This window comes from Paenarthrobacter nicotinovorans, from assembly GCF_021919345.1.
Classification (GTDB): Bacteria; Actinomycetota; Actinomycetes; order Actinomycetales; family Micrococcaceae; genus Arthrobacter; species Arthrobacter nicotinovorans.
This window is the reverse complement of sequence record NZ_CP089293.1, coordinates 3,260,689-3,282,417: the sequence shown is the minus strand read 5'-3', so window position 1 is coordinate 3,282,417 and position 21,729 is coordinate 3,260,689. Positions and strand designations below refer to the sequence as shown.

At 57.9% G+C, this 21,729-nt stretch carries 19 protein-coding genes and 1 pseudogene; 12 read left to right on the top strand and 8 right to left on the bottom strand.

Annotation, left to right across the window (positions count from 1 at the left end; translation table 11 throughout):
• The first annotated feature begins 33 nt into the window (after positions 1 to 33).
• Together JMY29_RS20990 and JMY29_RS15240 are read left to right on the top strand one after the other, a co-directional pair.
• Positions 34 to 588 (top strand): acyltransferase family protein, encoded by a 555-nt coding sequence (locus JMY29_RS20990; protein ID WP_370584031.1) that lies wholly within the window; start codon positions 34 to 36, stop codon positions 586 to 588.
• Between the two features lie 12 nt (positions 589 to 600).
• Positions 601 to 1,290, top strand: a complete 690-nt coding sequence (locus JMY29_RS15240) for an SGNH hydrolase domain-containing protein (protein WP_227453731.1) — start codon at positions 601 to 603, stop codon at positions 1,288 to 1,290.
• Positions 1,291 to 1,756: 466 nt separating this feature from the next.
• On the opposite strand, the gene JMY29_RS15235 is transcribed toward JMY29_RS15240, so the two are convergent.
• The 4 genes from JMY29_RS15235 to JMY29_RS15220 form a co-directional block, all read right to left on the bottom strand.
• A complete protein-coding gene (locus JMY29_RS15235) occupies positions 1,757 to 2,197 on the bottom strand; it encodes a VanZ family protein (protein WP_189075342.1) in 441 nt (146 codons plus the stop codon).
• 276 nt (positions 2,198 to 2,473) lie between these two features.
• Complete coding sequence (locus JMY29_RS15230) at positions 2,474 to 3,100, bottom strand: LPXTG cell wall anchor domain-containing protein (protein ID WP_189075341.1); 627 nt, start codon at positions 3,098 to 3,100, stop codon at positions 2,474 to 2,476.
• A gap of 175 nt (positions 3,101 to 3,275) precedes the next feature.
• A complete protein-coding gene (locus JMY29_RS15225; RefSeq protein WP_189075340.1) occupies positions 3,276 to 5,111 on the bottom strand; it encodes a DUF4012 domain-containing protein in 1,836 nt (611 codons plus the stop codon).
• Between the two features lie 42 nt (positions 5,112 to 5,153).
• A complete protein-coding gene (locus JMY29_RS15220) occupies positions 5,154 to 6,635 on the bottom strand; it encodes a sugar transferase (RefSeq protein WP_189075339.1) in 1,482 nt (493 codons plus the stop codon).
• A 375-nt stretch (positions 6,636 to 7,010) separates the two neighbouring features.
• Here JMY29_RS15220 and JMY29_RS15215 point away from each other — a divergent pair, with 375 nt between their 5' ends.
• The 7 genes and pseudogenes from JMY29_RS15215 to JMY29_RS15190 all read left to right on the top strand — a co-directional run bounded on the left by JMY29_RS15215 (position 7,011) and on the right by JMY29_RS15190 (position 13,611).
• Positions 7,011 to 8,054: a glycosyltransferase gene (locus tag JMY29_RS15215; protein WP_189075338.1), complete on the top strand. Its 1,044-nt coding sequence runs from the start codon at positions 7,011 to 7,013 to the stop codon at positions 8,052 to 8,054.
• Between the two features lie 8 nt (positions 8,055 to 8,062).
• Positions 8,063 to 8,431, top strand: a pseudogene (locus JMY29_RS20985) (hypothetical protein); the annotation flags it as partial.
• A gap of 69 nt (positions 8,432 to 8,500) precedes the next feature.
• A complete protein-coding gene (locus JMY29_RS15210) occupies positions 8,501 to 9,067 on the top strand; it encodes a glycosyltransferase family 4 protein (protein ID WP_229778565.1) in 567 nt (188 codons plus the stop codon).
• The gene (locus JMY29_RS15205; RefSeq protein ID WP_189075336.1) at positions 9,064 to 10,140 is read left to right on the top strand and encodes a polysaccharide pyruvyl transferase family protein; all 1,077 of its coding nucleotides are present in this window, start codon (positions 9,064 to 9,066) and stop codon (positions 10,138 to 10,140) included. Before JMY29_RS15210 ends, JMY29_RS15205 begins: the two co-directional genes overlap by 4 nt.
• The gene (locus JMY29_RS15200) at positions 10,140 to 11,021 is read left to right on the top strand and encodes a glycosyltransferase family 2 protein (protein ID WP_189075335.1); all 882 of its coding nucleotides are present in this window, start codon (positions 10,140 to 10,142) and stop codon (positions 11,019 to 11,021) included. Before JMY29_RS15205 ends, JMY29_RS15200 begins: the two co-directional genes overlap by 1 nt.
• A gap of 149 nt (positions 11,022 to 11,170) precedes the next feature.
• Entirely contained in the window at positions 11,171 to 12,340 is a 1,170-nt protein-coding gene (locus JMY29_RS15195) for a hypothetical protein (RefSeq protein WP_189075334.1), read from the top strand.
• A 38-nt stretch (positions 12,341 to 12,378) separates the two neighbouring features.
• A complete protein-coding gene (locus tag JMY29_RS15190; protein WP_189075333.1) occupies positions 12,379 to 13,611 on the top strand; it encodes an MATE family efflux transporter in 1,233 nt (410 codons plus the stop codon).
• Between the two features lie 487 nt (positions 13,612 to 14,098).
• On the opposite strand, the gene JMY29_RS15185 is transcribed toward JMY29_RS15190, so the two are convergent.
• Entirely contained in the window at positions 14,099 to 15,577 is a 1,479-nt protein-coding gene (locus tag JMY29_RS15185) for a polysaccharide biosynthesis tyrosine autokinase (protein WP_189075450.1), read from the bottom strand.
• 380 nt (positions 15,578 to 15,957) lie between these two features.
• Between JMY29_RS15185 and galE the strand changes: the two genes are divergently transcribed.
• Complete coding sequence (galE, locus tag JMY29_RS15180; RefSeq protein WP_189075332.1) at positions 15,958 to 16,971, top strand: UDP-glucose 4-epimerase GalE; 1,014 nt, start codon at positions 15,958 to 15,960, stop codon at positions 16,969 to 16,971.
• Between the two features lie 57 nt (positions 16,972 to 17,028).
• Here the strand turns inward: galE and wecB are convergent, their stop codons facing one another.
• From wecB to JMY29_RS15165, 3 genes are all read right to left on the bottom strand, one after another.
• Positions 17,029 to 18,171 (bottom strand): non-hydrolyzing UDP-N-acetylglucosamine 2-epimerase, encoded by a 1,143-nt coding sequence (gene wecB, locus JMY29_RS15175; protein WP_233460909.1) that lies wholly within the window; start codon positions 18,169 to 18,171, stop codon positions 17,029 to 17,031.
• 99 nt (positions 18,172 to 18,270) lie between these two features.
• A complete protein-coding gene (locus JMY29_RS15170; protein ID WP_189075330.1) occupies positions 18,271 to 18,819 on the bottom strand; it encodes a YdcF family protein in 549 nt (182 codons plus the stop codon).
• Positions 18,816 to 19,280 (bottom strand): Lrp/AsnC family transcriptional regulator, encoded by a 465-nt coding sequence (locus tag JMY29_RS15165; RefSeq protein ID WP_018776870.1) that lies wholly within the window; start codon positions 19,278 to 19,280, stop codon positions 18,816 to 18,818. Before JMY29_RS15165 ends, JMY29_RS15170 begins: the two co-directional genes overlap by 4 nt.
• Before the next feature lie 171 nt (positions 19,281 to 19,451).
• On the opposite strand from JMY29_RS15165, the gene pdhA reads away from it, so the two are divergent.
• Positions 19,452 to 20,645: a pyruvate dehydrogenase (acetyl-transferring) E1 component subunit alpha gene (pdhA, locus tag JMY29_RS15160; protein ID WP_189075329.1), complete on the top strand. Its 1,194-nt coding sequence runs from the start codon at positions 19,452 to 19,454 to the stop codon at positions 20,643 to 20,645.
• Positions 20,642 to 21,727 (top strand): alpha-ketoacid dehydrogenase subunit beta, encoded by a 1,086-nt coding sequence (locus JMY29_RS15155; RefSeq protein ID WP_039242626.1) that lies wholly within the window; start codon positions 20,642 to 20,644, stop codon positions 21,725 to 21,727. Before pdhA ends, JMY29_RS15155 begins: the two co-directional genes overlap by 4 nt.
• Positions 21,728 to 21,729 lie beyond the last annotated feature (2 nt).

Genomic DNA, 21,729 nt, shown 5'->3' with positions numbered 1-21,729 from the left:
CGGCTTTGATCATCGTGGCTGGAACGGGTGGCAATGTACCTGGATTCACGCTCGACCAACAAGGTCTCCGCTTACATCGGAAATGCTTCGTACTCGCTATACCTTTGGCACTTCCCCGTGATCATCTTGATTGGCGCGTTGTGGCCGAAAGATGACCTTATGTACTACCCCGTGGTGCTAGTACTGATCGCATTCTTGGCGTGGACGTCATATGAATTCATCGAACTACCAGCCCAAAGGTATCTAATGCGGGCGTACAGGGGTGGAGGGTGGAGACCGCGGCGTAGCGGGAAAGCCGTCCACGGGACTTCACGGTCGGCGCTCTTCGTGCTGGGAGCGCTTGCGGTGGGCGTCGTGGTCGTCGTGCCACTGTCCCTACGTCACACAGCGCCAGCTATCGTGGCCGGGGTGCCGGCTCCTGCATCTCCCACGAAAGCCTCATCTGATCGTCCCGCAACGAACACTAATGCGGCCCGGCTGCAGGTTGAGATTAACTCTGCGTTGGCTGCAACGTCGTGGCCGACGTTGAGCCCCTCATTCGATAACATAATGGACGCTGGCAGACCGGACGAAGATCGCGACGGCTAGGGTAATACTGACCTGTCCAAGGCCACCTGCATTTACGACACAGGGAAGCCTAAGACAGCTGTCGTATTCGGGGATTCCACCGGAATAACCCTGCTGCCCACCCTCCGTGAGGCACTGGCAGACGAGTACAACATTCGTGGCATGACCAAAGCTGGTTGCGTCATGCTGGATCTGGAAGTGAAGGACGACCGTGAGGGTTTCACGGAGCAATGCAGCGCATTCAGGTCGGCCGCCATAGCTGAGATCAACACAATCAAACCCTCAATCATTTTCTTGACCAATACGTCTGGAGTTCTCGGGCGCCTGGCATCCGGGACGGCCGAGGCAAGTGCAGGCCCCGAATGGCGTAACGCGACGACAAGTATCCATTCAGCGTTGAAGCCGAGCGGTGCGCAACTTGTCGTAATAACGGCCCCGCCGTCCGGCAAAGCACCTGCCGAATGCGCCACACGAACGAGTACTCCACGGGATTGTATGTACCAGATCCCCCAAAATTTCTACATCACCGCCGCGGCGATGTCTGAAGCGGCGATGGCAGCGGGAGCCAAGTTTATTGATACGCGCGGCTGGTTCTGTGGTTCGACCGACTATTGCCCGGCGTTCGTTCAGAACGTTCCGGTAAAGCGGGACACCGTACACACCACTAAGCAGTACGCCGTAGCCCTGGTCCCGGTGCTCAAGGAGGCTCTGGCCGCACCGTAAGCTCGTTATGGCGCGCTGGAGGCGGTTGGCGTACGTCTAGGGCTAGAGGCTGTTCTGAGGGCAAACGTTGCAGCGGCACGTCCGGGAGAAGGGCTTCAGTCCCGTGGGGAAGTCTGCCGCTCACAACAGGGCGCCTGCATGCTTTACGTTCTAGCCTTTGTGGGAGTTGTGCCCACAGGGAACCTCCGGGCGCCGCTGCAGGGCTCATACCCGGTTTGGTGGAGTCGCGCTGACAGAAACAAGTTCTAGTGAGGTTGCTGTCGCCCGGCCCTGCTGGCGCATACTGGGTGCCTGTCGCAAAGAGCGGAAAGCTGATGCCTACTTCACGATAGTTTTCACCTTGGAGCAGTCGCTTGGGTCGGGGGAGAGGCCCGATGCATGCCATCTAGTCCCCCGGATTGGGGGGGGGGGGGCAAGAAACCCTAAAGTTTGAGTGAAGCGTTGTGGGTGCCGTTAGGAAGCCAACCTACCTGGGCTGTGCCGTGCAATCCGGCATTTTAGGCAGTGCTAGCGCGATAAGGCGGACTAATGAAATGCCAATGACGGCTCCGACTGTATTTGTGACAACGTCGATGAAGCTTGAAAAGCGGCCCGCTATGAAGAGCAGTTGTACCCCTTCCATGCAAACGGAGACAAGCAGGCCGAACACGGAGAGTTGCCACCACGATCTTGCTGGGAGTGCCATTGCAGACAGAATTCCAAATGGAATAAACAAGGCTACGTTGGCGGAGGCCTCGACGAAGTGATAGTCAAACCAGCCGGGCACCCCGTTACTGTGGAGGAATTTCAGAAGAGCGGCGAGATTTCCTTGGACTGGTTTATCTACAGGTGTCGGCCAGAAGCCGACCGCAGCGAGGGCAATCAGGTAGCTTGCCAGTCCTGCTCGCCAGAACAATGAGTTTTTCAATCGGGCCTTCAGGTAGTTCGAGCGAGAGACCAGATGCTGGCGCTAAAAGCCGCAACGGCCAGGAGGCCGAGCAGGACATACTTCGGAAAGGTGACGAGTCCCAGAGATGGCAGCAAAGAAGGGTTACGCAGGGCGACACTCCACCTACGTCTTTGCCAATGCCGCCCCATGGTTCCTATGGATACCACAGCGCCGCGGGATGAGTAAACACAAACTAAGGGTGGGCTGCCAACAATGAACTTGTCAGCAACCCACCCTAGAGTGGTTCAGGTGTTACTAGGCAGAAACTTCAGTGCCCTTTGCGCGGCGGCGAGCCACTACGACGGATGCCGTACCAGCTGCCAATGCACCTGCGCCCACGAGGGACCACAGGATGAGGCTGGAGTCAGCACCAGTGTTAGCCAGCGGAACCCCGCCTGTGTTAGCCAGACCGGTGCCAGTGCCGGTTCCGGTGCTCCCACCAGTGTTGGAAAGTGCGGCACCGCCGACGACAACAGTTACCGGGCCTACAGTTACACCGGATGAGTTGCCGGTAGCAGTAACCGAGTACGCGCCAGGTTCGTTGATGACGATCGGAGCTGAGAATGCGCCGTTACCGTCCGCCGTAGCCGAGAGGGTAGACGGAGCCAGCGGGATACGCGCAGCTACCGAAAGGCTTCCGGCAGAAACGCTGCTGCCACTGGCAGCCGGCGTGCCCGTCGGCGTCACGGTGATCGTGATGCCCTCACCCGGAGTAAAACCCGTGCCGCTGAAGACAAATGCTTCACCCGGAGCTACGGAGGCGTCGGAAACGGCGACGCTGGTGTTAGGTGCCGGGTAATTGGCGTTGTTTGCTACGGCCGGAACTGCGCCGAGAAGTGCGATGGAGCCTGCAAGCGTAAGCGCTGCAAGAGATTTCCTCATGTGTGTCCCCCCTGAGACCTTAAGTGGTACGACGTGGTGTTTGGAGATTTCCGAGACCCTACGTGACCGTAAGCGAAATCTCAGTGTGCTGCCCAAATAGAACTTACCATTTGATGGCTCCTAGCAGCAAAGAAAATCCATACCCGTTACAAAGGATTAACGTGCCGGTCCCTGGCTATTCACAAGTGGACTTAGATGTGGCTTGGATCACATCCTCGACTGGCTGTGTCGTCGGTGTAACAACTACCTTCGGCTCCGAGTCCTGGACGATGTGGCCGAAATTGAAGTCAAGGGTCGTGCTTTGACCGGGAGCAAGCCTGATTGTGGATGTGCCGACCGCGCGTTGACTGTGCCTCTGCGCTGCGAACGGTACTTTTTCACCATCTTTGACAACCGTGTCAATATTCGACTGGACGGGGCCATAAGCTACGACATTGGTTTGTACTGACCCAGCCGGGATGCCGAAGGCTCCGCCGCCTGTGACGTACGCTGGCAGGGACTTGGCAGCGTCGATCGGGGCCGAGTTCGTACTGGTGACCCTGACGGTGACCTCCCGGTAGCCATCCCGCGTGCAGTCCTTCACTATCTGAACTGAGCGTTTGACCCAGTAATCCATCTTGGCGCCAGTCCCATCGTTGAAGTAAACCCCAAACTGGGCTGGTGAAATGGAAGCACCCGAGACCATACCGCCGAGAGCGTACTGACCTATAGTGCTCTCTTCTTCGACTGCAGCGGACCACAAGAGTATGCGTCGTTCCTCGGCGCCTCTTGAGAGGGCCTCCATAAGCTTCTTGGGGTCGGTCTTTCCCGAAGAAAGAGCCCCGAAAATCTCCTTTGCCGCGCCCGCGAAGTAGACATCCTGAAGCTTGGGCTCATCGATTTTGGCGTAAGCATCTGACAGCAGTGTCTGCACGACGTTCTTACCAGTCAGTTGCGCGGGTAGATCACGGCCAATCTGCTGAACAACGGGATCCTTGATCTGCACCGGGCCCGTAGCGTCGAGTATGAAGCTCAGCGCGACTGGATCCAGCGACAGCACGCCGTCAAGACGCTCGCCGGTGCTCTTTTCCCACATGGCCTGGGCTGTGCGGGCACTTGTGGCAAAGTCTGGCGTTAAGTTGACGTCTTGCATGAATTTGCCAATCCGCCCTGAATAGATTGCTTGCTGTTCAGCATCAACGGCAATTGGAGGCACAAAAGATCCGAGGGCCGCTGCGCTCGTTTGCGACTCAAGTTTTAGGCTTCCCTTGTCAACGTCGAGAACTGCCACGGCTCCAGGGATTCCACCCGTCGCTCGTATCTCCGCGTTGTTTTGCATAAGCAAGAGGTACCGCCGTGGCGAGTTGGCGCCAAGCATGTTGGGAGCAAGTTTGGCTGCGTCGGCGGCAGAATCGAGCTCGCCTTGAAGGTCCGTCAACTTCTCGCGGGCATCAATGAGTGGTGCCGAAACCTCTGCCATCAAGCTATCTGTCGGAATGTGGTTGAGCCGCTGAACCGATTCGCGGACCGCGTAAGCTGCCGAATCGACCATTGGCGCAGCCGCTTCCAACGGGGCAAGGTCCATGGGACCGTTGGTGGGAGTGAGAGCCTTCCAGTCGAGCGATTGAAACGCTTTGACAAGTGGCGTTGCTCCGAGTCGAGCAACATCGTCGGCAGACGTGGCAACTTCACTGGCCGCCTGAAGATTCGGGCCGATCCAGGGTAGGACAGCGGCCGCCTTCCAGAGGGGGTCACTTGCTGCGTCACGCGCCTTTCCGGTGTGTTGGACAAGTGTCTCGACTGTTTCCGTCGCTGCTACCGCATCATTTTCGGCTACTGCGGTCTTGAGGTTCGGAAGTAACTGAGTGGCGGCATGCAGTTCTGTTTTTACGATCGCCGCCCTTGAGCCAAGCCAAGCAGATGCGGCAATCAGGACTATCGCTATGGCTGCTGACCAGATGCCTGCAATTTTGAGGCGCTGTCGAATCTTGCGCTTGGAACGAGTGACGTTACTGCCAGAATTCGGGGACATGCAGCCATAACCTCTTTTGGATTGAGTCAGATCAGAACACGCTTAGTACGCGCCGGTGCTGTGGAAGACGGCCCTCACCGTTCGCAGGATGATCACTAGATCGCCAGCCAACGACCAATTCTCCACATAGTAGAGGTCTAGTCGCACAGAGTCCTGCCATGAGAGATTTGACCGGCCGCTAACCTGCCATAGGCCCGTTAGGCCGGGCTTGACCAAGAGTCTCCGGCGTACATCACTCTCGTACGCCTCCACTTCACGGGGAAGCGGGGGGCGGGGTCCGACCAGACTCATAGATCCGGCAAAAATGTTGAACAGTTGGGGGAGTTCATCCAGGCTGTACTTCCGTAGCGTAAGGCCTACGCGAGTGATTCGAGGGTCGTTCTTTATCTTGAAAAGGACTCCTTGGCCCTCATTGCGATGCTGGAGTTCGGAAAGACGCGACTCAGCATCGACAACCATGGAGCGGAACTTAACCATCTGAAAGTGGCGCCCTTCCATTCCGACGCGATCTTGTTTGAACAACACCGGACCCTTGCTATCAGCCCGAACGAGGACGGCAATGAATCCCATCAAAGGTGCTGTAACCAAGATCAGGAGACCGGAAACTACGACGTCGAACAGACGTTTGGCAACACGCTGGCCCCCTTCCAGCGTTGGCGTTGTTACGTGAATTAGGGGCAGACCTGCTACTTGCTGCGTATGAATTCGAGGGCCGGCGATATCAGTTAGTGCGGGGGCCATGATCAAGCCAATATTGCGAGCTGCAAGTTCCCATCCGAGGTGCCGGATCGTTTGAGGGTGCAACTGAACGCCGGCTGACACCGCCACGGCGTCGGCTTTGCATTCGTCAATAGCTTCCAACACTGAGGCCGTATCGGTTGCGTGTCCGAGTATGGGAAGGTTTGAGCCGGGTTCGACGGAAATGCTCTCCGGACCGCCGGGAATGTATGCAGCTACGGGGAGGTATCCCGCGTGCTTCTCACGATGAAGTGAGGAGGCCAAATGTGCTACCGCGCTGGGGCCTCCAAGCAGGAGGAGACGCGACATGCTCCCCCCACGTTGCCTAGCGACACTGAGATGCTGGCGCAACAGCCAGCGAGCAAGGAGTAGACCTGCGAGTCCGACTGGCAGCGCGATTGCCACGTAGCCACGTGCCGTGTCCACTCGGAGAACGTACGAAACAATTGCAACGAGACCGAACAGCCAAAGAGTGGCGGCCGCGACACGTTTATATTCGTCGGGGCCGGCTCCGAGTATCCGGCTATGTCGACTGCTCCAAGCACCCAACATGAACCACCATGCGATGGCGAGCCCAATAGAGAGTAGAACGTAGGCAAACTCGTGATCCGACGGAAGAGGATCCGTCGTGTAGCCGAACCTACCGATGTATGCACCTATCACAGCCCACGTGACTACGAACCCATCTACAAGCGCGAGCCGCCGTGAGTGGCGGATTCTCCAGTCGTTTTCCCCCAAAGGAAGCAGCCTTTCATCAATTATGGAGCCGCCAATGGTCACAAGCATCCAACGAGGATGTTAGCTCAATTAACCTGCTTGTTAACCCCAGGACGTTGGTGGCATCTAGAGGGATGTTCTGCAGCGTAGACTGTCTCAAGCCTTCCATATCCGAGTGGTCGCTGCTCCATCGCCTCTCAAGATTTCGTCATTACGACTGTGGGTTGGCGCGCTGAAGCTGCAACCCATAGCATTTTCTGGGCGAGCCCGAGACTCTCCCAAGGGTGTGACCCAAGCGTAGGGCTGATTTTTTGGGCAGGCCGGCCTACGGCTTACCGAGCTTAGGTCAACCAGCTACTTGCGTAATGCACGCGTTGTCGGGAAACTACGAACATCATCCGTACCAAACCAAAGGACTGAGAGTCTGGGGCTCTCGTGGGGGACATGGCCAAGATTTTGCACGTGACGGAGTGTCATTATGGTGGGGTGAGCCGAGCCATAAGAAAGCTCGTCGATCTGACCAGCGAACATCAGCACTACTTGCTAGTTGACGGCCAGGATCAAGATTTTTCGGCTGGTGTTTTGGAAGCCCGTCGATTTCAGTCGAGCGGCACGATTGGTCGAACCCTAGAGGTTCGCAAGGCTGTCGCAGAATTTCGACCGGACTATGTCCACTTGCATTCAAGCTGGGCCGGCGCCTATGGCCGCCTCACGCGTCTTAGGGCAAAGATCATTTATCAGCCGCACTGCTATAAGTTTGACGATGTCACCTTAGAGCCTGCTAAGAAGTGGCTGTTTAGGTTCGCCGAGAAAATGCTGAGTTTCCGTTCTCATGCAACGGTTGTACTGTCCCCCCACGAACGAACTTTGACGATGCAGCTCAATTCCAATGCCGAATGCGTTTATGTTCCAAATGCACCCAGCTGCGACCTGCTCGAGAGCCTAGACGGTCGAGACGAGGTGACCAACAGGGTCAAGCGTGTGGTCATGGTTGGGCGGATTTGCAAACAGAAGGATCCGAGCTTCTTTGGGGAGATCGCGAGACTTGCTGCCTCCAGTTCTACGCTTTCTGATTGGGAATTTCGGTGGATCGGAGACGGGGAACCTGACCTCAGGCAGTCATTAGCGTCCCAAGGAGTGCAGATAGCCGGATGGAAGGAAAGCGATGAGTTGATCGCTGAGCTTGACGCCGGTGACTACTACGTTCACACCGCTGCTTACGAGGGCTTTCCGATCAGCATTCTTGACGCTGCGGCTCGAGGACTGCCAATTGTCGCCCGGGAGATAGACGCCCTTGCGGAATCCGGAGCTTACCAGGTAACTACCCCTGAGGATGTCGTCGCAGCCCTGGAGAAGTCTCATCTTGATCCCGAATTTCGCGCCATGCTAGTTGAAAAGTCTGTTCATCTCCTCGATGCAATGAATGAGTCGAGTCAGGAAAAAGCTTGGCACGGCCTCTACTCAGGACATGCGGGTGTTGCGCCGTGAGGGTCGTTATGCCAAGTCGAATCCTAGATCGGAATGTCGGGGGCAACACGACGTACGCCAGGGAAATTGCAACCAGGCTTCCGGAGCACGGTGTTGAGATAGATCGTCTCCGATCGGGCAGTAACCCGATTTCAACCATGGTCACGGAGTCGATCGACTCTAGGAAGTACGCACCTGAATCGGTCGTACATTTTGTGGCAGATACTGGCCCACTTCTTTCTCCGCGGATGCCTTCGGTCGTGACCGTTCATGGCGTGGCAAGCCGTTGGATATCGACTGCTAGGAGCTCACAGCAGGACTTCATTTGGCGGGCCAGAGTGGGCGCGGCTATCCGCAACTGCGATCACGTCATAACGGTCTCAGAATCTAGTGCAGACGATGTCTCAACGGTTTTCAAGTTGGATAGAGCACTAATCTCGGTGATACCCCATGGCATCAGTCAATCCATGTTCGCGCATAACGAAGAATACTCGGACTCCATTGCTGGCCTCGTCCCGGAAGAGTTTCTCCTTTACGTCGGAAATATTGAGCCAAGAAAGAATCTCATCGAGCTGATCCAAGCTGTAGAAACCAACCGCGATCTCCCACGCCTCGTCCTCGCTGGCAAGCCGGCTTGGAACTTCTCGGAGTCGATGGATGCAATTACTAAAGCCACTCGCACTATCTATTTAGGCTTTGTCAGCAACGAGGATCGCGCGGCACTCATGAGTCGCTGCGCAGCCTTTGTGTTTCCTAGTCTCTACGAAGGTTTCGGATTCCCGGTATTGGAAGCCATGGCATCGGGTGCGCCCGTGATCACAACTGACCGCGGGTCTCTCAAGGAAGTAGCCGGACCGGCCTGGATACTTCAGGGGACCGACAGGCAAGCTATCGGCGACGGCATCGTGGCAGCCCTTGACGACACAGCTTGGCGGCGGGACGTCCGTGAACAGGGAAGAAGCTGGGCATCCAAGTTTTCGTGGGATGAGAGCGTAAGCAGGCACGTCGCTATATACAGGAGTCTATTGACATGAGTGCGACGCGAATTCTGCTTCTTCACGGCTACAGTTCAATCAACAGAGGGGACGGTCTTCTCGTAGACGAGTCCTTGCAAATGATTCGCGAGGTGCACGGTGAGGAGGCACGGATTGACCTGGTCACCTCGTATCCGGAGTCTTTTCGCTACACAGGGCTCAAGTCATACTGCTCGAAACCCTCCTATTTGGGGTACGACACCAAATATCTACGTCTACTTCTGAGTAGATTCCGGGACTACGACCTCGTTGTCGGAGTGGGTGGTGGATACCTCAGGTTTGGCACACCAGTCGAGTGTCTCAAGACCTTGCTCGTCATGGGCCCGCAACTCCTGGCGGCTGCTGCCAGCATCCCGCCGACTGTCTATTTGCCGCAGAGCATTGGCCCAGCACGCTTTGGGTTCGGACGGCCGTTGCGGTTCCTGCTCGCTAAGCTGAACAGAGTCTGGGTACGGGACAACCGAAGCCTTGAGCAATTCGGGGTGGGACAAGTTGCTCGGGCCTCGGATCTGGCACTGCTTGCGATGAAGCGGAAGGTCCATCCAGACGTCAACGTTCTTACGCCCGTAATCAGCGTGCGTGAACACAGGGGCGGTGTACCTGAAGGAGCCGTCGTCTTGGCCGGCCAAATCGGTGACTTCGATGGGTATGTCCAAAGTGCAGTGGCTGGCAATAACGACGAATTAGCAGTTCGAAGCCTAAAACCATCCAAGATCTGCACTTACGACGAGTTCATCGGATCGCCGACATCTGCCCGAGTGGTCGTCGCCGTTCGTCTGCACGCTGCTTTGATGGCCATTCAGGCCGGCCACTACGTGGTGCACCTGGCCTACGAACGGAAAGGATTCGGAGCCTTCGAGGATCTGGGACTGGGCGACTTTGTCTTCAACGTGCACAGCTTTTCAACCAGTGATGTTGAGGACATCGTACGGCGATTGATGACAGATCCCGTAGCCCGGGAGGCATACGATGCTCGCATCTTCGCGGCGAGTGAATCCATTAGAGCAAGCAGAGTACGAGTCTTGGAGTCATTGTTGAACAGCACCGCCCGATCGAGTGTAGAGGCTCCGTGATGGCATCGGAAGCACCTTCACGCCCTGAGCCGGTTTCTGTTTCGGTCGTGATTCCAAGTTTGCGCCCAAGCGAGGGGATTCTGCGACTTGTGGGGTCGCTCGAACTGCAGCGCTTTGAATACTTGCAGATTGTCGTCGTAGACCAAGGCCCGGGGCTTGAATCGCAGAAATTATTGGAGCGCTATGACGGACCTCTTCGTTCAAAGATAGAGGTTGTTGCATCGCCGCCGGGATTGGCCAAGGCTCGCAACGCGGGTTTGAGGGCGCTTCGTGACGGATGGGATGTCGTTCTCCTGCCTGACGATGACGTGTGGCTTGATGGTGACGTCAGCGATTCCGTAACGCAAGCAATCCGGGAAGGTGCCGCCGCCGGAAGCGGACGACTGCTTCCCGAAGAGGTCGATGGCGAACACCGCATTGACTTCCCGGACCGCCAAATAGACCTAACACCACGAAACGTCTGGCGAAGCTCGATAGAAGCGTGCTATTTTCTCACCCCTGAATTTCTCCGCGGAGTGGGCGGCTATGACGAATCTCTGGGGCTCGGTGCGGATACACCCTGGCAGTCTGGAGAGGGTACGGATCTGTTGCTTCGCGGGCTTCAGCAAGGTCATTCAGTTGTTTACGTCCCGGGGTACGCGCTTGTTGAGGCCACTATGCCGACTCTGTCGGCAGAGAATAGCCGTCGCAGGCTACGTAACTACGCACGTGGCACTGGCAGGGTGTTCGCCAGAAACTACTCGTTGAGGGGGCGATGCACACTGCTCATCCGCTCGCTTGGAAGATTAATACTGCAAGTCCGGCTGGGTCGCGAGACCTTCCAAGACAATTGGCAGATCTTGCTCGGCCGGGCTGAGGGCATAATAGGCAAGTCACTGTGAGACTCATACAGAACCAAACTGAGGCTGGAGCCGCGACAATTCGTGCCCCGTATTCTGCGGCAATTACCAGCCTCATTGGCGTTGGGATAGTCGTCGCGGCATACCTTCTTTGGAATGAGTCGAAGTCGGTTGGGATGGTCCTAGCGCCCGTGATAACGATCGTCACCGCGCTGGCGGTCCGCAATGCCCGGGCCGTTGCCATTGCAACTCTGCTGAACTACCCTTACGCTTTAGGGGCATATATTGGCGCATTAAATGGGGTGACGTTCTTTCCCCGCCCACCACTTTCTAGCTACGAAGCTGTTGCACATGAACAGACGCTTACGTTGCTCACAGCACTTGGACTCACTCTGGTTCTCGGTATTGCCCAAAAGTTTCAAAACGCCCTCGCGGATGGATGGAGAGTGTTTTCCGCCGTCGGGCGTAACAGTGTCAATTCAGTTCACAAGCGTATCGAGATCGTTCTCTGGGCTGGCCTCCTCGTTGGTCTTCATGACGCTGCGTTCCTAGCCGCTAACCTGGGTGCTGTTCTAAGCAGTGGTCGTCACAGTTTCAAGCAAGAGTTCTGGGTGGGGAATGGGCTTTTTGGTATCGTATTGGCCTTGGTGATCGGAATCATCTTGGTCAGCGTGTCAATGACAGTCAAGAGGTATCGCTTCAGGGCTTTGGCTATTCTAGGAATATTTTGGGGCCCTAGTCTTATCGCGGGATCCCGGAATTACTTCAGCGTGCTCATGGTGGCTGCCCTGTGCGCCGCCTTCTTCGCAATTAAATCGGGCCGTCATAAGCTCTGGCTAACGGTGGCCGCGATATTAGGAATCTCTGCATTTACCTGGCTTCCAACCTTGTGGTCTACGAACGATTTGGTTGGTTTCAATGAGTGGATACTGCCAACCAGTTCATTGCTTCCGTTGAGTCTGGGCCTCTATACCGCAGAGTCCCTGGGGGCGACTTCCATACTCCAACAGTGGGTTCTATTGTTACCTTCTCCACTGCGACCTTACCCCGTCACCCTGTACGCCGATGAGTTCGCCGAACGTAAGTTCACGAATGTTGGTGTAGCCGGAAACCCTTGGGCCGACGCGTATGATCCCGACCTTTTCGTAAGGGTCTTGATTTTTGCTATTGCGTTCGCGTGTGTTTTTCTAATCGCCGGGCTTCTGCGAAGAATCCATGTCTTCGTGCCATTTATTGCTTTCGGAATGATGGCATTTCTGGGGCGATCTATATTCTGGAATATTATTGTGGTACTTCTCTATTCTGCGATACTGCTTCGTTTGCTTATTCCAGTCAAATCAGTTGAGGGCCAAGTTACTTGAGGCTCCTTAGATACTCCCTGGGCTTTATAGATCAAGGTGTGCTCAGCCTAGCTAGTATTCTTTTCCTTGTCTTAGCCGCTCAATTTCTCTCTCCGGAGCAGTTGGGAACCTTTGTCCTTGGGCTGTCGACAGCAGTACTGATTCAAAGTCTCGTGAGGGCTCTGAGCGGCGAAACGCTTTTGGTTCGTTCAACACGGGAGAATTTTGCGGCGGACGAAAGAGGGAATTCTCTTGGTCTGTCCCTGGTAGTTGCCATTGCTATTGGGGCCGTCATGATAGCCCTGGCCTTTACCATTCCACAGAGTGCCGATTTCTACTTATCTCTTGCCGTGGCCCAATTTGGTCTTCTGATCCAAGACAGCGTGCGCTTTGCCGCTATCTCGACTGGGCGGACTGCGGGTCTTCTCGCCCTCGACGCGACATATACGGTGGCCAGTTGCTCGGGTATTTTCGTCGCGGGGACGCTTGGCCTGGACGGTAGCGGCATGCTCTTATTCCTGGGCGCGTCGGCTACCCTGCTGGGCGCGGTCGCAATGTTTGCTTTTCGTTTGCTGCCCAGATTCGGAGCAGGCATTCAATGGCTGGCGAGACACTGGAGGCTGAATTCCTCGTTCGTTTCCGAAGCTGTCTTGGGGGCCGTCCTCGGGTATTCCATTACTCTGATTCTCAATTTCTACGCAAGTGGTCCTGAGCTTGCCGCTTATCGGTCGGCATTGTCCATCTTCGGCATGACAAGCCTCGCCATTAATTTCCTTCGGACTATGGTTTTGCGGGATCTTCGCCCTAATCATCTGCTGAGAAGGAGATCCTACTGGCGCAGGATGGCTGCGATGTCGTTGTTGGTGGCGGTAACAGTGGGTGCAACGTACCTTGTTCTAGCCAACCTACCTGCGCGACTTGGTGCTGGTTTATTCGGCGAGACATGGGTCATTATGGTGGGGCTGTTTGGGGCGACAGCCCTCAACAGATTTTTTGCAGGCTTATCAGTGGTTCCCACAGTTTTTTTGCGCGTCCAAGGCGTTACGTGGCGGGCGACGATAGTAAGAATCGTCGTGACTATCTTGGGTTTTGGGCTGGGGCCGGTGGGCGCATTTCTTGCAGGTGCTCAAGGCGCATTACTGGCAGAAGCTGCCCTGTACCTCATGCTTGCAGTTTCACTCACGGTGTTGTCGCGCAGGTCGACCGGGAGGCCGCTGCACCGACGTTCCGGCCCGAATGCGCGTTTACTGCGTAGAGAGGGAGCTAGCGTTTCCGGGGGCCCGAACGTCTAACTGGAATAGCCGGCGTTGTTGCGACCTACAGCCCATGCCCGTTACTTGGAGGATAGGCACTTCGGCGGCTTAGGGCGGATAATCCGTTCCTCTTGCCTGACACTCAGTGGCGGCTTGCAGTTCGAAGTAGGCAAAAGGAATTCCCCTGAGTAGAACCGTGACAGTGCCTGTCAGGGTCTTTGCGTCTTGGTCTCTTTGTCTCTAAAAGAAGAACTGCGAGCTGGGATGCGTGAAGGTACAGCGGCGCCAACTCGACCGAGTGACGCGAGCTTCTGCGAGTGGCTGGCAACTCGGCATCTTCGCTGCAACTGTCCAATTTTTGGTCCGGAGCAGCAAGATAATAGGGGCTGCGGGTCTGGAGGACTACGGCTGTCGTTCAGCGCACCTAGTACCAATGAGCGGAGTTGACAAGAGAATTGGCCAATCTGTCCCGTTAGATATATCGAACCCGACCAGGATCCCAAGCGCTAGAGAGCTGAACCCTTAGCTAACCCCGGATGTCGTCCATATGCGAGGCAGGGAACCGCTGGGCTGCTCTGGCGGGTGGCTCCGGGGTCGAATCGTCCAGCCGGGCGGGAACTTCAGAGCGTTGAGCCCGACGAGTTTTGGCAGTGCTTTCAATGCTTCCGTAGTAGCCGTATCCATAAGCATCCGGACCCTTGATTGGAAGGCGGTTCAAAACAATGCCAAGAAGATTCGCGTTGACCATGCTCAGCGCGGCCATGGATTTCTGGACTTCCTGTTGAGTCGTTTTCTGGACACTGACAACGAGAACTACGCCACCGACGTTCCGTCCAAGAACGGCGGCGTCTGTAACAGGAAGCAGAGGAGGCGCATCTATGATTACGGCATCGAAAACAGTTTCCAGACGTTCGAGCAGGTTGCTCATTTCCGTAGAGCCAAGAAGCTCGCTTGGGTTTGGTGGAATTTGGCCGGAGGTGAGGACGAATAGATTGTCCTCACCCCAAGGTTGGAGCAAGTCATTGATGTCCGCGTTGCCAATGAGCGCGGTGGTCAAACCCGCGCTTCTGTCCAAACCGAGATACTCGTTGACCATCGGGCGGCGTAGGTCACCATCAATGAGACATACGCTCTGGCCAGCTTCAGCCATCGCGATTGCGAGGTTTGTTGCGGTTGTGCTCTTACCCTCGCCAGGAAGTGATGACGTAACGAGCACAGTCTTGGCATTGCCTGTGACATTAGTGAATTGCAGGTTCGTGCGGAGCTGTCGAAATGACTCAGCTCGGGGGCTTTGAGAGCCGGTCTGCGTCAGAAGCGGCTGTTTAGTCGCTGCAGGGTCGAAAGATATCCCGCCTAGCAGTGGGGCATCCGTTGCATGGCGGAGGTCCGCTTCACCGCGAATGCGGCTATCCAGCAGGCTTCGTGTGATGCTGGCAGCGATGCCGAGAGCGAGGCCGACTACAAGGCCAAGGAGCAGGTTGGTCCTGGCATTTGGCGCGGAGGGGCTCGTGGGAGCCTGCGCCGGTGTGATTATGGAAAGTCCCACTGGCGAGGTGCCACCAGTTTTTGGGCGTTCCAGAGACTCGACAGCGGTCACGAGGCTGTTAGCGACGGCTTGAGCAATTGCGGCCGCTTGGACCGGAGACTTATCGGAGGCGGTAATGCTTATCAATACCGTGTTTAGGTCAGCACTCGCTTTGACTCGCTTGGATAGATCTTCCGCAGATTCGTTCAGACCCAGCGCATCGATCGCGGGTTGCAGAACAACTGGCGTGGACACAGTCTTAACATAAGACTGTACTCGTGCTTGGCTGAACGTGTTTCCTTGCTGGAGTTCCTGGACTGACCCTGAATTCTGAATGGAGACGAAGAGCTCTGCCTCGGACGTATACGTAGGAGCGGTCAGCGCTGTCGCCGTCCCACCCACCAGAAGCCCAGCTAAAGTCAACGATGTAATCAGAATCCAATTTCGCCGCACCATTCGCAGGTAGTCGCGTAGATCCAAACCGGGGTCCCCCTGATAATTTTTGTTGCGCTGACGTGCCAACAGCTGAGCTGCGGATCGAGTCTATTCTAGCTGCCCCCTTCACGTAGCTAGCACATCACTACGCCGAACTGTCCCGCGGTAGCGGCTTTGCATAGCAGCTAGGTGTTGTAGCGGCAGGGTAGGCTTCTCGGTTGAACCTACCTTGCGCGGATGCACTCCGCATGCGGTGGCCCCGACCCGCTTGCCGGTCGGCGATTTCGCCGATGCCTGAGGCGGCTGCTTCGGGGGATGCGGACAGTTGACGAGCCAGAGCCCTCGAGGTCGACTGTAGCCAAGAGTTCATCGAACAAAAAAGTAACCGAACTGTTCAGGCCGCTGCCTCGCAATAGAATCGAAATATGAAGGTACTGGTCACCGGCGGCGCCGGATACATTGGGTCGCACACCGTCCTTTGCTTGCTCCAACAGGGCCACGAAGTGGTTGTGCTGGACAATCTTTCCAACTCAAGCCAAGAGTCCTTGAAAAGAGTTGAACGTCTGACCGGGGGGACCATACTCTTCGAATGTGTCGAGCTATTGGATGCCGGCGCTGTCGAGTCTGTCCTCAATCGGGGTGATTTTGACGCCGTAGTTCACTTTGCAGGGCTGAAAGCTGTAGGAGAATCGGTTGCTGATCCCCTCACTTACTACGAGACAAACATCGTTGGAACAATCAACCTTCTTCGAGGAATGCAGAAGGCTGGTGTCCGTAGGCTCGTCTTCAGTTCGTCGGCGACTGTTTATGGAAATTCTGAGAATGTTCCACTTACTGAGAAATTGCCCTTGGATGCGACCAATCCATATGGCCGCACCAAGGAACAGATTGAGGACATCTTAAGCGATCTGTGCGCAGCAGATCCCAGCTGGGGCGTGGCACTTCTTCGCTATTTCAATCCTGTCGGAGCCCACGAGTCGGGACTCATCGGAGAATCGCCACGAGGAGTGCCCAATAACCTCTTGCCCTACGTTGCTCAAGTTGCAGTGGGGCTGCGGGAGAAAGTGTTCGTTTTCGGCGCCGACTATCCAACTCATGATGGCACTGGTGTCCGTGACTACATACACGTGATGGATCTCGCCGAGGGGCATCTTGCCGCTCTGAACCACGTATCCAACAATTGCGGTGCTTTCAAGTGGAACTTGGGAACGGGGCGAGGCTCTTCTGTGCTGGACGTAATCAAAGCGTTCAGCACGGCAGCTGAACGGACTATCCGGTACGAAGTAGTAGCGCGGAGGCCCGGTGATGCCGCTATCAGCTATGCGGATGCTTCAGCAGCCTTAGCTGACCTTGGGTGGTCGGCACGGCGTGATTTGGCGCAGATGTGCGAGGATCACTGGCGCTGGCAGTCGTCTAACCCGAACGGGTACTCCCAGTAGACCCCGTTGGGCGCCGATGCCTGCCATCGAAGCTTCTTCCACGGGCAGGAGCTGCGCCTAACCCACCCGCTCCATCCCGAACTCCTCCACGCGCCGACCCACTCCCAGCAGCTCAGCGATAGCGGCAATAGTCCGCTCGGCAGCGAGCCCATCCCCATACGGGTTCACCGCGTTCGCCATGGCGTCGAAGTGCAACTCATCGTGGAGCAGCCGGCCCACCTCAGCCTCGATCCGCTCTTCATCCGTGCCGATCAGTGCCACCGTCCCGGCTTCAACGGCCTCGGGGCGCTCTGTGTTGTCGCGCATCACCAGTACAGGCTTGCCGAGGCTCGGTGCTTCCTCCTGGACTCCGCCCGAGTCGGTCAGGACAACGTGGGCCAGGGAGAGCATGCGGGTGAACTCGCCGTAGGCCAAGGGCTCGGTAACCAGAACGTTCGGCTTCCCTTCCAACGCAGGTAACACGGCTTCACGGACCACGGGGTTCTTGTGCGCAGGCAGAACGATCGTCAGTTCGGGCTCGGCGTCGGCGATCCGGGCAAGGGCCCGGCCCACTCCGCGCATGGCATCACCTTGGTTCTCGCGGCGGTGCGTGGTGACCAGAAGAATGCGGCGGCCACTCACAGCAAGCGACTCCAACGCAGGGTCAGAGAACGGCACTTGCTTGTCCACGGTGGTCAGCAATGCGTCGATCACCGAGTTGCCAGTCACCACGATGTCAGCTGCAGCAACACCCTCGGCCAGCAGGTTCGCCCGGCTGGTGGTGGTTGGTGCCAGGTGCAGGGATGCGATCTGGCTGGTGATCTTCCGGTTTGCCTCCTCCGGGAACGGGGAGAGCAGGTTACCGCTGCGAAGGCCGGCCTCCACGTGGACCACGGGAATGCCGTGATAGAACGCTGCGATGGCGCCGGCGGTGGAGGTAGTGGTGTCGCCCTGGACGATCACCGCATCCGGCTTTCCAGCAGCAAACAGGGAGTCGAGTCCACTCATGGTGCGGGTCATGATGTCCGTGAGGGACTGGCCCGGCTGAAGAATGTTGAGGTCGTGGTCCGGGGTGATCCCAAAAAGCTCGTTGACCTGATCCAGCATTTCCCGGTGCTGGCCCGTGACCGTCACTACGCACTCGAAGAGCTCCGACTCCATCAGTGCACGGACAATTGGAGCCATCTTGATGGCTTCCGGCCGGGTCCCAAAGATAGGCATGATGGTGTGCACGTTTTCCCCCAAAAAGACCGGCCCGAAGGCGCCCGAAACTAGTGCAATCCTAGCCGTTCACAAGCAAGCAGAATTCACCAGACACCCTTAGCATTCAGGGCGTAGCCAGACATCGAACAGCCCACCTGTTTCCACCACGAAGCGCCACAGCCAACCGGCGTGGGAGAGCCGGGGTTTGGTGCCCACCATGTGCACGTCAGCGGCTATGCATTGCTTCATCAAGGTGCCTGCCCGGAGCAGGTGATAGTCGGACGTCACCACAGTCACCGACTTCCAGCCGCGCTCCGCGGCAAGGTCCCGCAGATGGGCGGCTTCACCCCTGGTGTTCAGCGGATCCGGGCGGAAGCAGTCAAGGTGAGCATCGCCGTCGTGCGCTTCACAAAACTGATCCGAACCGGCGTTGGCGGGCAATCCCGTGGTGACCACCACCAGGTCCGGAATGTCCAACTGCTCCCGCAAAGCCAAGCCCTCCGGGAGGCGTTCGCTGCTCATGCCGCCCAACACCACAATCGCGTCGGTCCGCTGGGGAGTGGCGTGGGGCGGGTTGTGGAAGAGCTGGTAGGCAGCCATCAGCCACAACAGCCCTGCGAGCATGGCAGCAACAACCGTCCAGATGACTTTTCGCTGGAACGTCACCGGGTATCGACGTCTTCGAACACCAGGAAAGTCTGGGTATCCAGGATGCCCTCCATGGACTGCAGCTGATCGAAGATCACGCGGCGGAGGTGGATGTTGTCGGTGGCGCGGACCAGGAGGATGACGTCGAAGTCGCCGCCCACCAAGGCAATGTGGTGGATCTCCGGGATGGCCCGCAGCTGTTCCTTCAACTCCCGCCAGGAATGCTGCTGCACCTTCAACGTCACATACGCGGACGATCGCAAGCCGGCTTTGATCGGATCCACCAGGGCCGTGAACTTGGTCAGCACGCCCTCGCCAGTGAGCCGCGCAATGCGGGAATACGCGTGGGCGCGGCTGATGTGCACGTTCTCGGCCACCTGCGTGATGGACATGCGCCCGTCCGTGGTGAGCTCGCGGATGATGTCGCGGTCCACACTGTCCAGCGGCACGGCGGTCTGCTCCGCCTCGGCCTCGCTCATGGGCTCTCCAATTCGTCTACAGCACAGGCGCGTAACCCAGCTCACAATTGCAATTCGTCTTTCAGAATACCCAGTTTAGGCAAGGTCTTCCATGATTCAGCGGAAAGCTGGATACGAAACTTCACCGGGGAACATACTGGAAGCACATAGTGGCTAGAGAAGGACGGACCAATGACGATCCACGCAGACCACTCTGCGCCGGAAACGGTTGTAGAGGACCAGGCTGCTGACGTTCGGACAAAATTCGGCATCAGCGTTGAGGACTACATGCTTCCCGCCCGGCACCAGATCCAAATGGTGAACCCGGACGGCACCCTCCGCCCCCATGACGAACAAGGCACCGAACCCGGCCACGAGTACCCCACGCCCGGCGACTCTGAACTGATGGCCGCCTACGAGCAGCTCGTCGTCGGACGCCGCGTCAACGACCAGAACTCGGCGCTCGTCCGGCAGGGCCGCATGGCCGTCTACCCCTCAAGCCACGGCCAGGAAGCCTGCCAGGTGGCAGCTGCCATGTGCCTCAGCGAAGGTGACTGGCTGTTCCCCACCTACCGCGACGCCGTCGCCGTCATGACCCGCGGGGTAGACCCCGTAGAGGTGATGACCATCTTCCGCGGCGACTGGCACGGTGGATACGACCCCAAAGAGCACAACGTCGGCATCCAGTGCACCCCGCTGACCACCCAGCTGCTGCACGCCGTGGGCGTTGCCCATGCCGCCAAGCTGCGCGGTGAAAACACGGTAGTGATGGCCATGTGCGGCGACGGCGCCACCAGCGAAGGTGACTTCCACGAGGCACTGAACTTCGCCGCTGTCTTCCACCTGCCCGTCATCTTCTTCGTGCAAAACAACAAGTACGCCATCTCCGTACCGCTCAGCCACCAGTCCGTGGCGCCGTCGCTGGCCCACAAGGCTGTCGGCTACGGCATGGCAGGTGAGCGCGTTGACGGCAACGACCTCGTCGCGCTGCTCGCCGTGATGGACCGGGCGGTGAAGCTGGCCCGCGAAGGTTCCGGCCCGCTGCTGATAGAGGCTCACACGTACCGCATGCAGGCCCACACCAACGCCGACGACGCCACCCGCTACCGTCCCGACAGCGAAGTCGCCGAATGGCAGGCCAAGGATCCGTTGACCCGCATGAAGTCCTACCTGACGGACAAGGGCCTGTTGGACGACGCCGCCAGCAACCGCATCGCCGAGCACGCGGAAGCCGTCGCCACCCAGCTCCGCGAAGGCCTGGGCGAGGACATCCCGGTGCAGCCCCTGGACCTCTTCAAGTACGTCTTCGCCAAGCCCACGCCGCAGTTGAAGGAGCAGTCAGACATGCTCGCCAGTGAACTTGCCCGCGAGGAGGGCGCAAAATGACCGTCACCACCGCCACCGCCAACGTCAGCGCAGCCACCGCCAGCGCCGCCGCTTCCGCTGCGGCCACCGCCGAGGCAACCGGGCCGCAGAGCCTCACCATGGCCAAGGCTCTCAACACCGCCATGGCCGACGCCATGCGTGCGGACTCCTCAGTGCTGGTCTTCGGCGAGGACGTCGGCATGCTCGGTGGCGTCTTCCGCATCACCGACGGCCTCATGGCCGAATTCGGCGAACAGCGCTGCTTCGACACCCCGCTCGCAGAATCAGGCATCGTCGGCATGGCTGTGGGCATGGCCATCAACGGCATGCGCCCCGTCATCGAGATGCAGTTCGACGCCTTCGCCTACCCGGCCTTCGAACAGATCGTCAGCCACGTCGCCAAGATGCACAACCGCACCAAGGGCAAGCTCAAAATGCCCATGGTCATCCGTGTTCCCTACGCCGGCGGTATTGGGGGAGTGGAGCACCACTGCGACTCCTCCGAGTCCTACTACGCCCACACCGCAGGCCTGAAGGTCTACACCCCGGCCACCGTCGCCGACGGCTACCGCATGCTCCGCGAAGCCATCGACTCCGATGACCCCGTCATGTTCATGGAACCCAAGAAGCTCTACTGGTCCAAGGACCAGGTGGACCTGGGTGCCCTGCGCGCAGAGCACGACGCCGGGACCTCCACCGAGGGCCGCGCGGCTGTCGCCCGTCCCGGCACGGACGCCACGCTCATCGCTTATGGACCGTCCGTTCCCACCGCACTCGCCGCCGCGGCCGCTGCCGCCGAAGAGGGACGTTCGCTCGAAGTCATCGACGTCCGCACCCTCGTCCCCTTCGACGACGAGACCGTCTGTGCGTCCGTACGCAAGACGGGACGCGCCGTCGTCATCGCCGAAGCCCACGGCTTCGCCTCCGTGTCCTCCGAGATCGTGGCCCGCGTCCAGGAACGCGCGTTCCATTACCTGGCCGCGCCGATCCTCCGCGTGACCGGTTTCGATGTCCCGTTCCCGTCTCCCAAGCTGGAGCACTATTACCTGCCAAGCGTCGACCGCATCCTCGACGCCGTCGACGACCTTCAGTGGGAGGACTAACC

What these genes read in the sequence shown, in the direction of transcription:
- JMY29_RS15225 (WP_189075340.1), bottom strand. Translation starts at nt 5,111, where the DNA reads ATGTCCCCGAATTCTGGCAGTAACGTCACTCGTTCCAAGCGCAAGATT.
- JMY29_RS15210 (WP_229778565.1), top strand. Translation starts at nt 8,501, where the DNA reads ATGTTCGCGCATAACGAAGAATACTCGGACTCCATTGCTGGCCTCGTC.
- wecB (WP_233460909.1), bottom strand. Translation starts at nt 18,171, where the DNA reads ATGCCTATCTTTGGGACCCGGCCGGAAGCCATCAAGATGGCTCCAATT.
- JMY29_RS15215 (WP_189075338.1), top strand. Translation starts at nt 7,011, where the DNA reads ATGGCCAAGATTTTGCACGTGACGGAGTGTCATTATGGTGGGGTGAGC.
- JMY29_RS15230 (WP_189075341.1), bottom strand. Translation starts at nt 3,100, where the DNA reads ATGAGGAAATCTCTTGCAGCGCTTACGCTTGCAGGCTCCATCGCACTT.
- JMY29_RS15165 (WP_018776870.1), bottom strand. Translation starts at nt 19,280, where the DNA reads ATGAGCGAGGCCGAGGCGGAGCAGACCGCCGTGCCGCTGGACAGTGTG.
- JMY29_RS15200 (WP_189075335.1), top strand. Translation starts at nt 10,140, where the DNA reads ATGGCATCGGAAGCACCTTCACGCCCTGAGCCGGTTTCTGTTTCGGTC.
- JMY29_RS15155 (WP_039242626.1), top strand. Translation starts at nt 20,642, where the DNA reads ATGACCGTCACCACCGCCACCGCCAACGTCAGCGCAGCCACCGCCAGC.
- JMY29_RS15205 (WP_189075336.1), top strand. Translation starts at nt 9,064, where the DNA reads ATGAGTGCGACGCGAATTCTGCTTCTTCACGGCTACAGTTCAATCAAC.
- galE (WP_189075332.1), top strand. Translation starts at nt 15,958, where the DNA reads ATGAAGGTACTGGTCACCGGCGGCGCCGGATACATTGGGTCGCACACC.
- JMY29_RS20990 (WP_370584031.1), top strand. Translation starts at nt 34, where the DNA reads ATGTACCTGGATTCACGCTCGACCAACAAGGTCTCCGCTTACATCGGA.
- JMY29_RS15220 (WP_189075339.1), bottom strand. Translation starts at nt 6,635, where the DNA reads ATGCTTGTGACCATTGGCGGCTCCATAATTGATGAAAGGCTGCTTCCT.
- pdhA (WP_189075329.1), top strand. Translation starts at nt 19,452, where the DNA reads ATGACGATCCACGCAGACCACTCTGCGCCGGAAACGGTTGTAGAGGAC.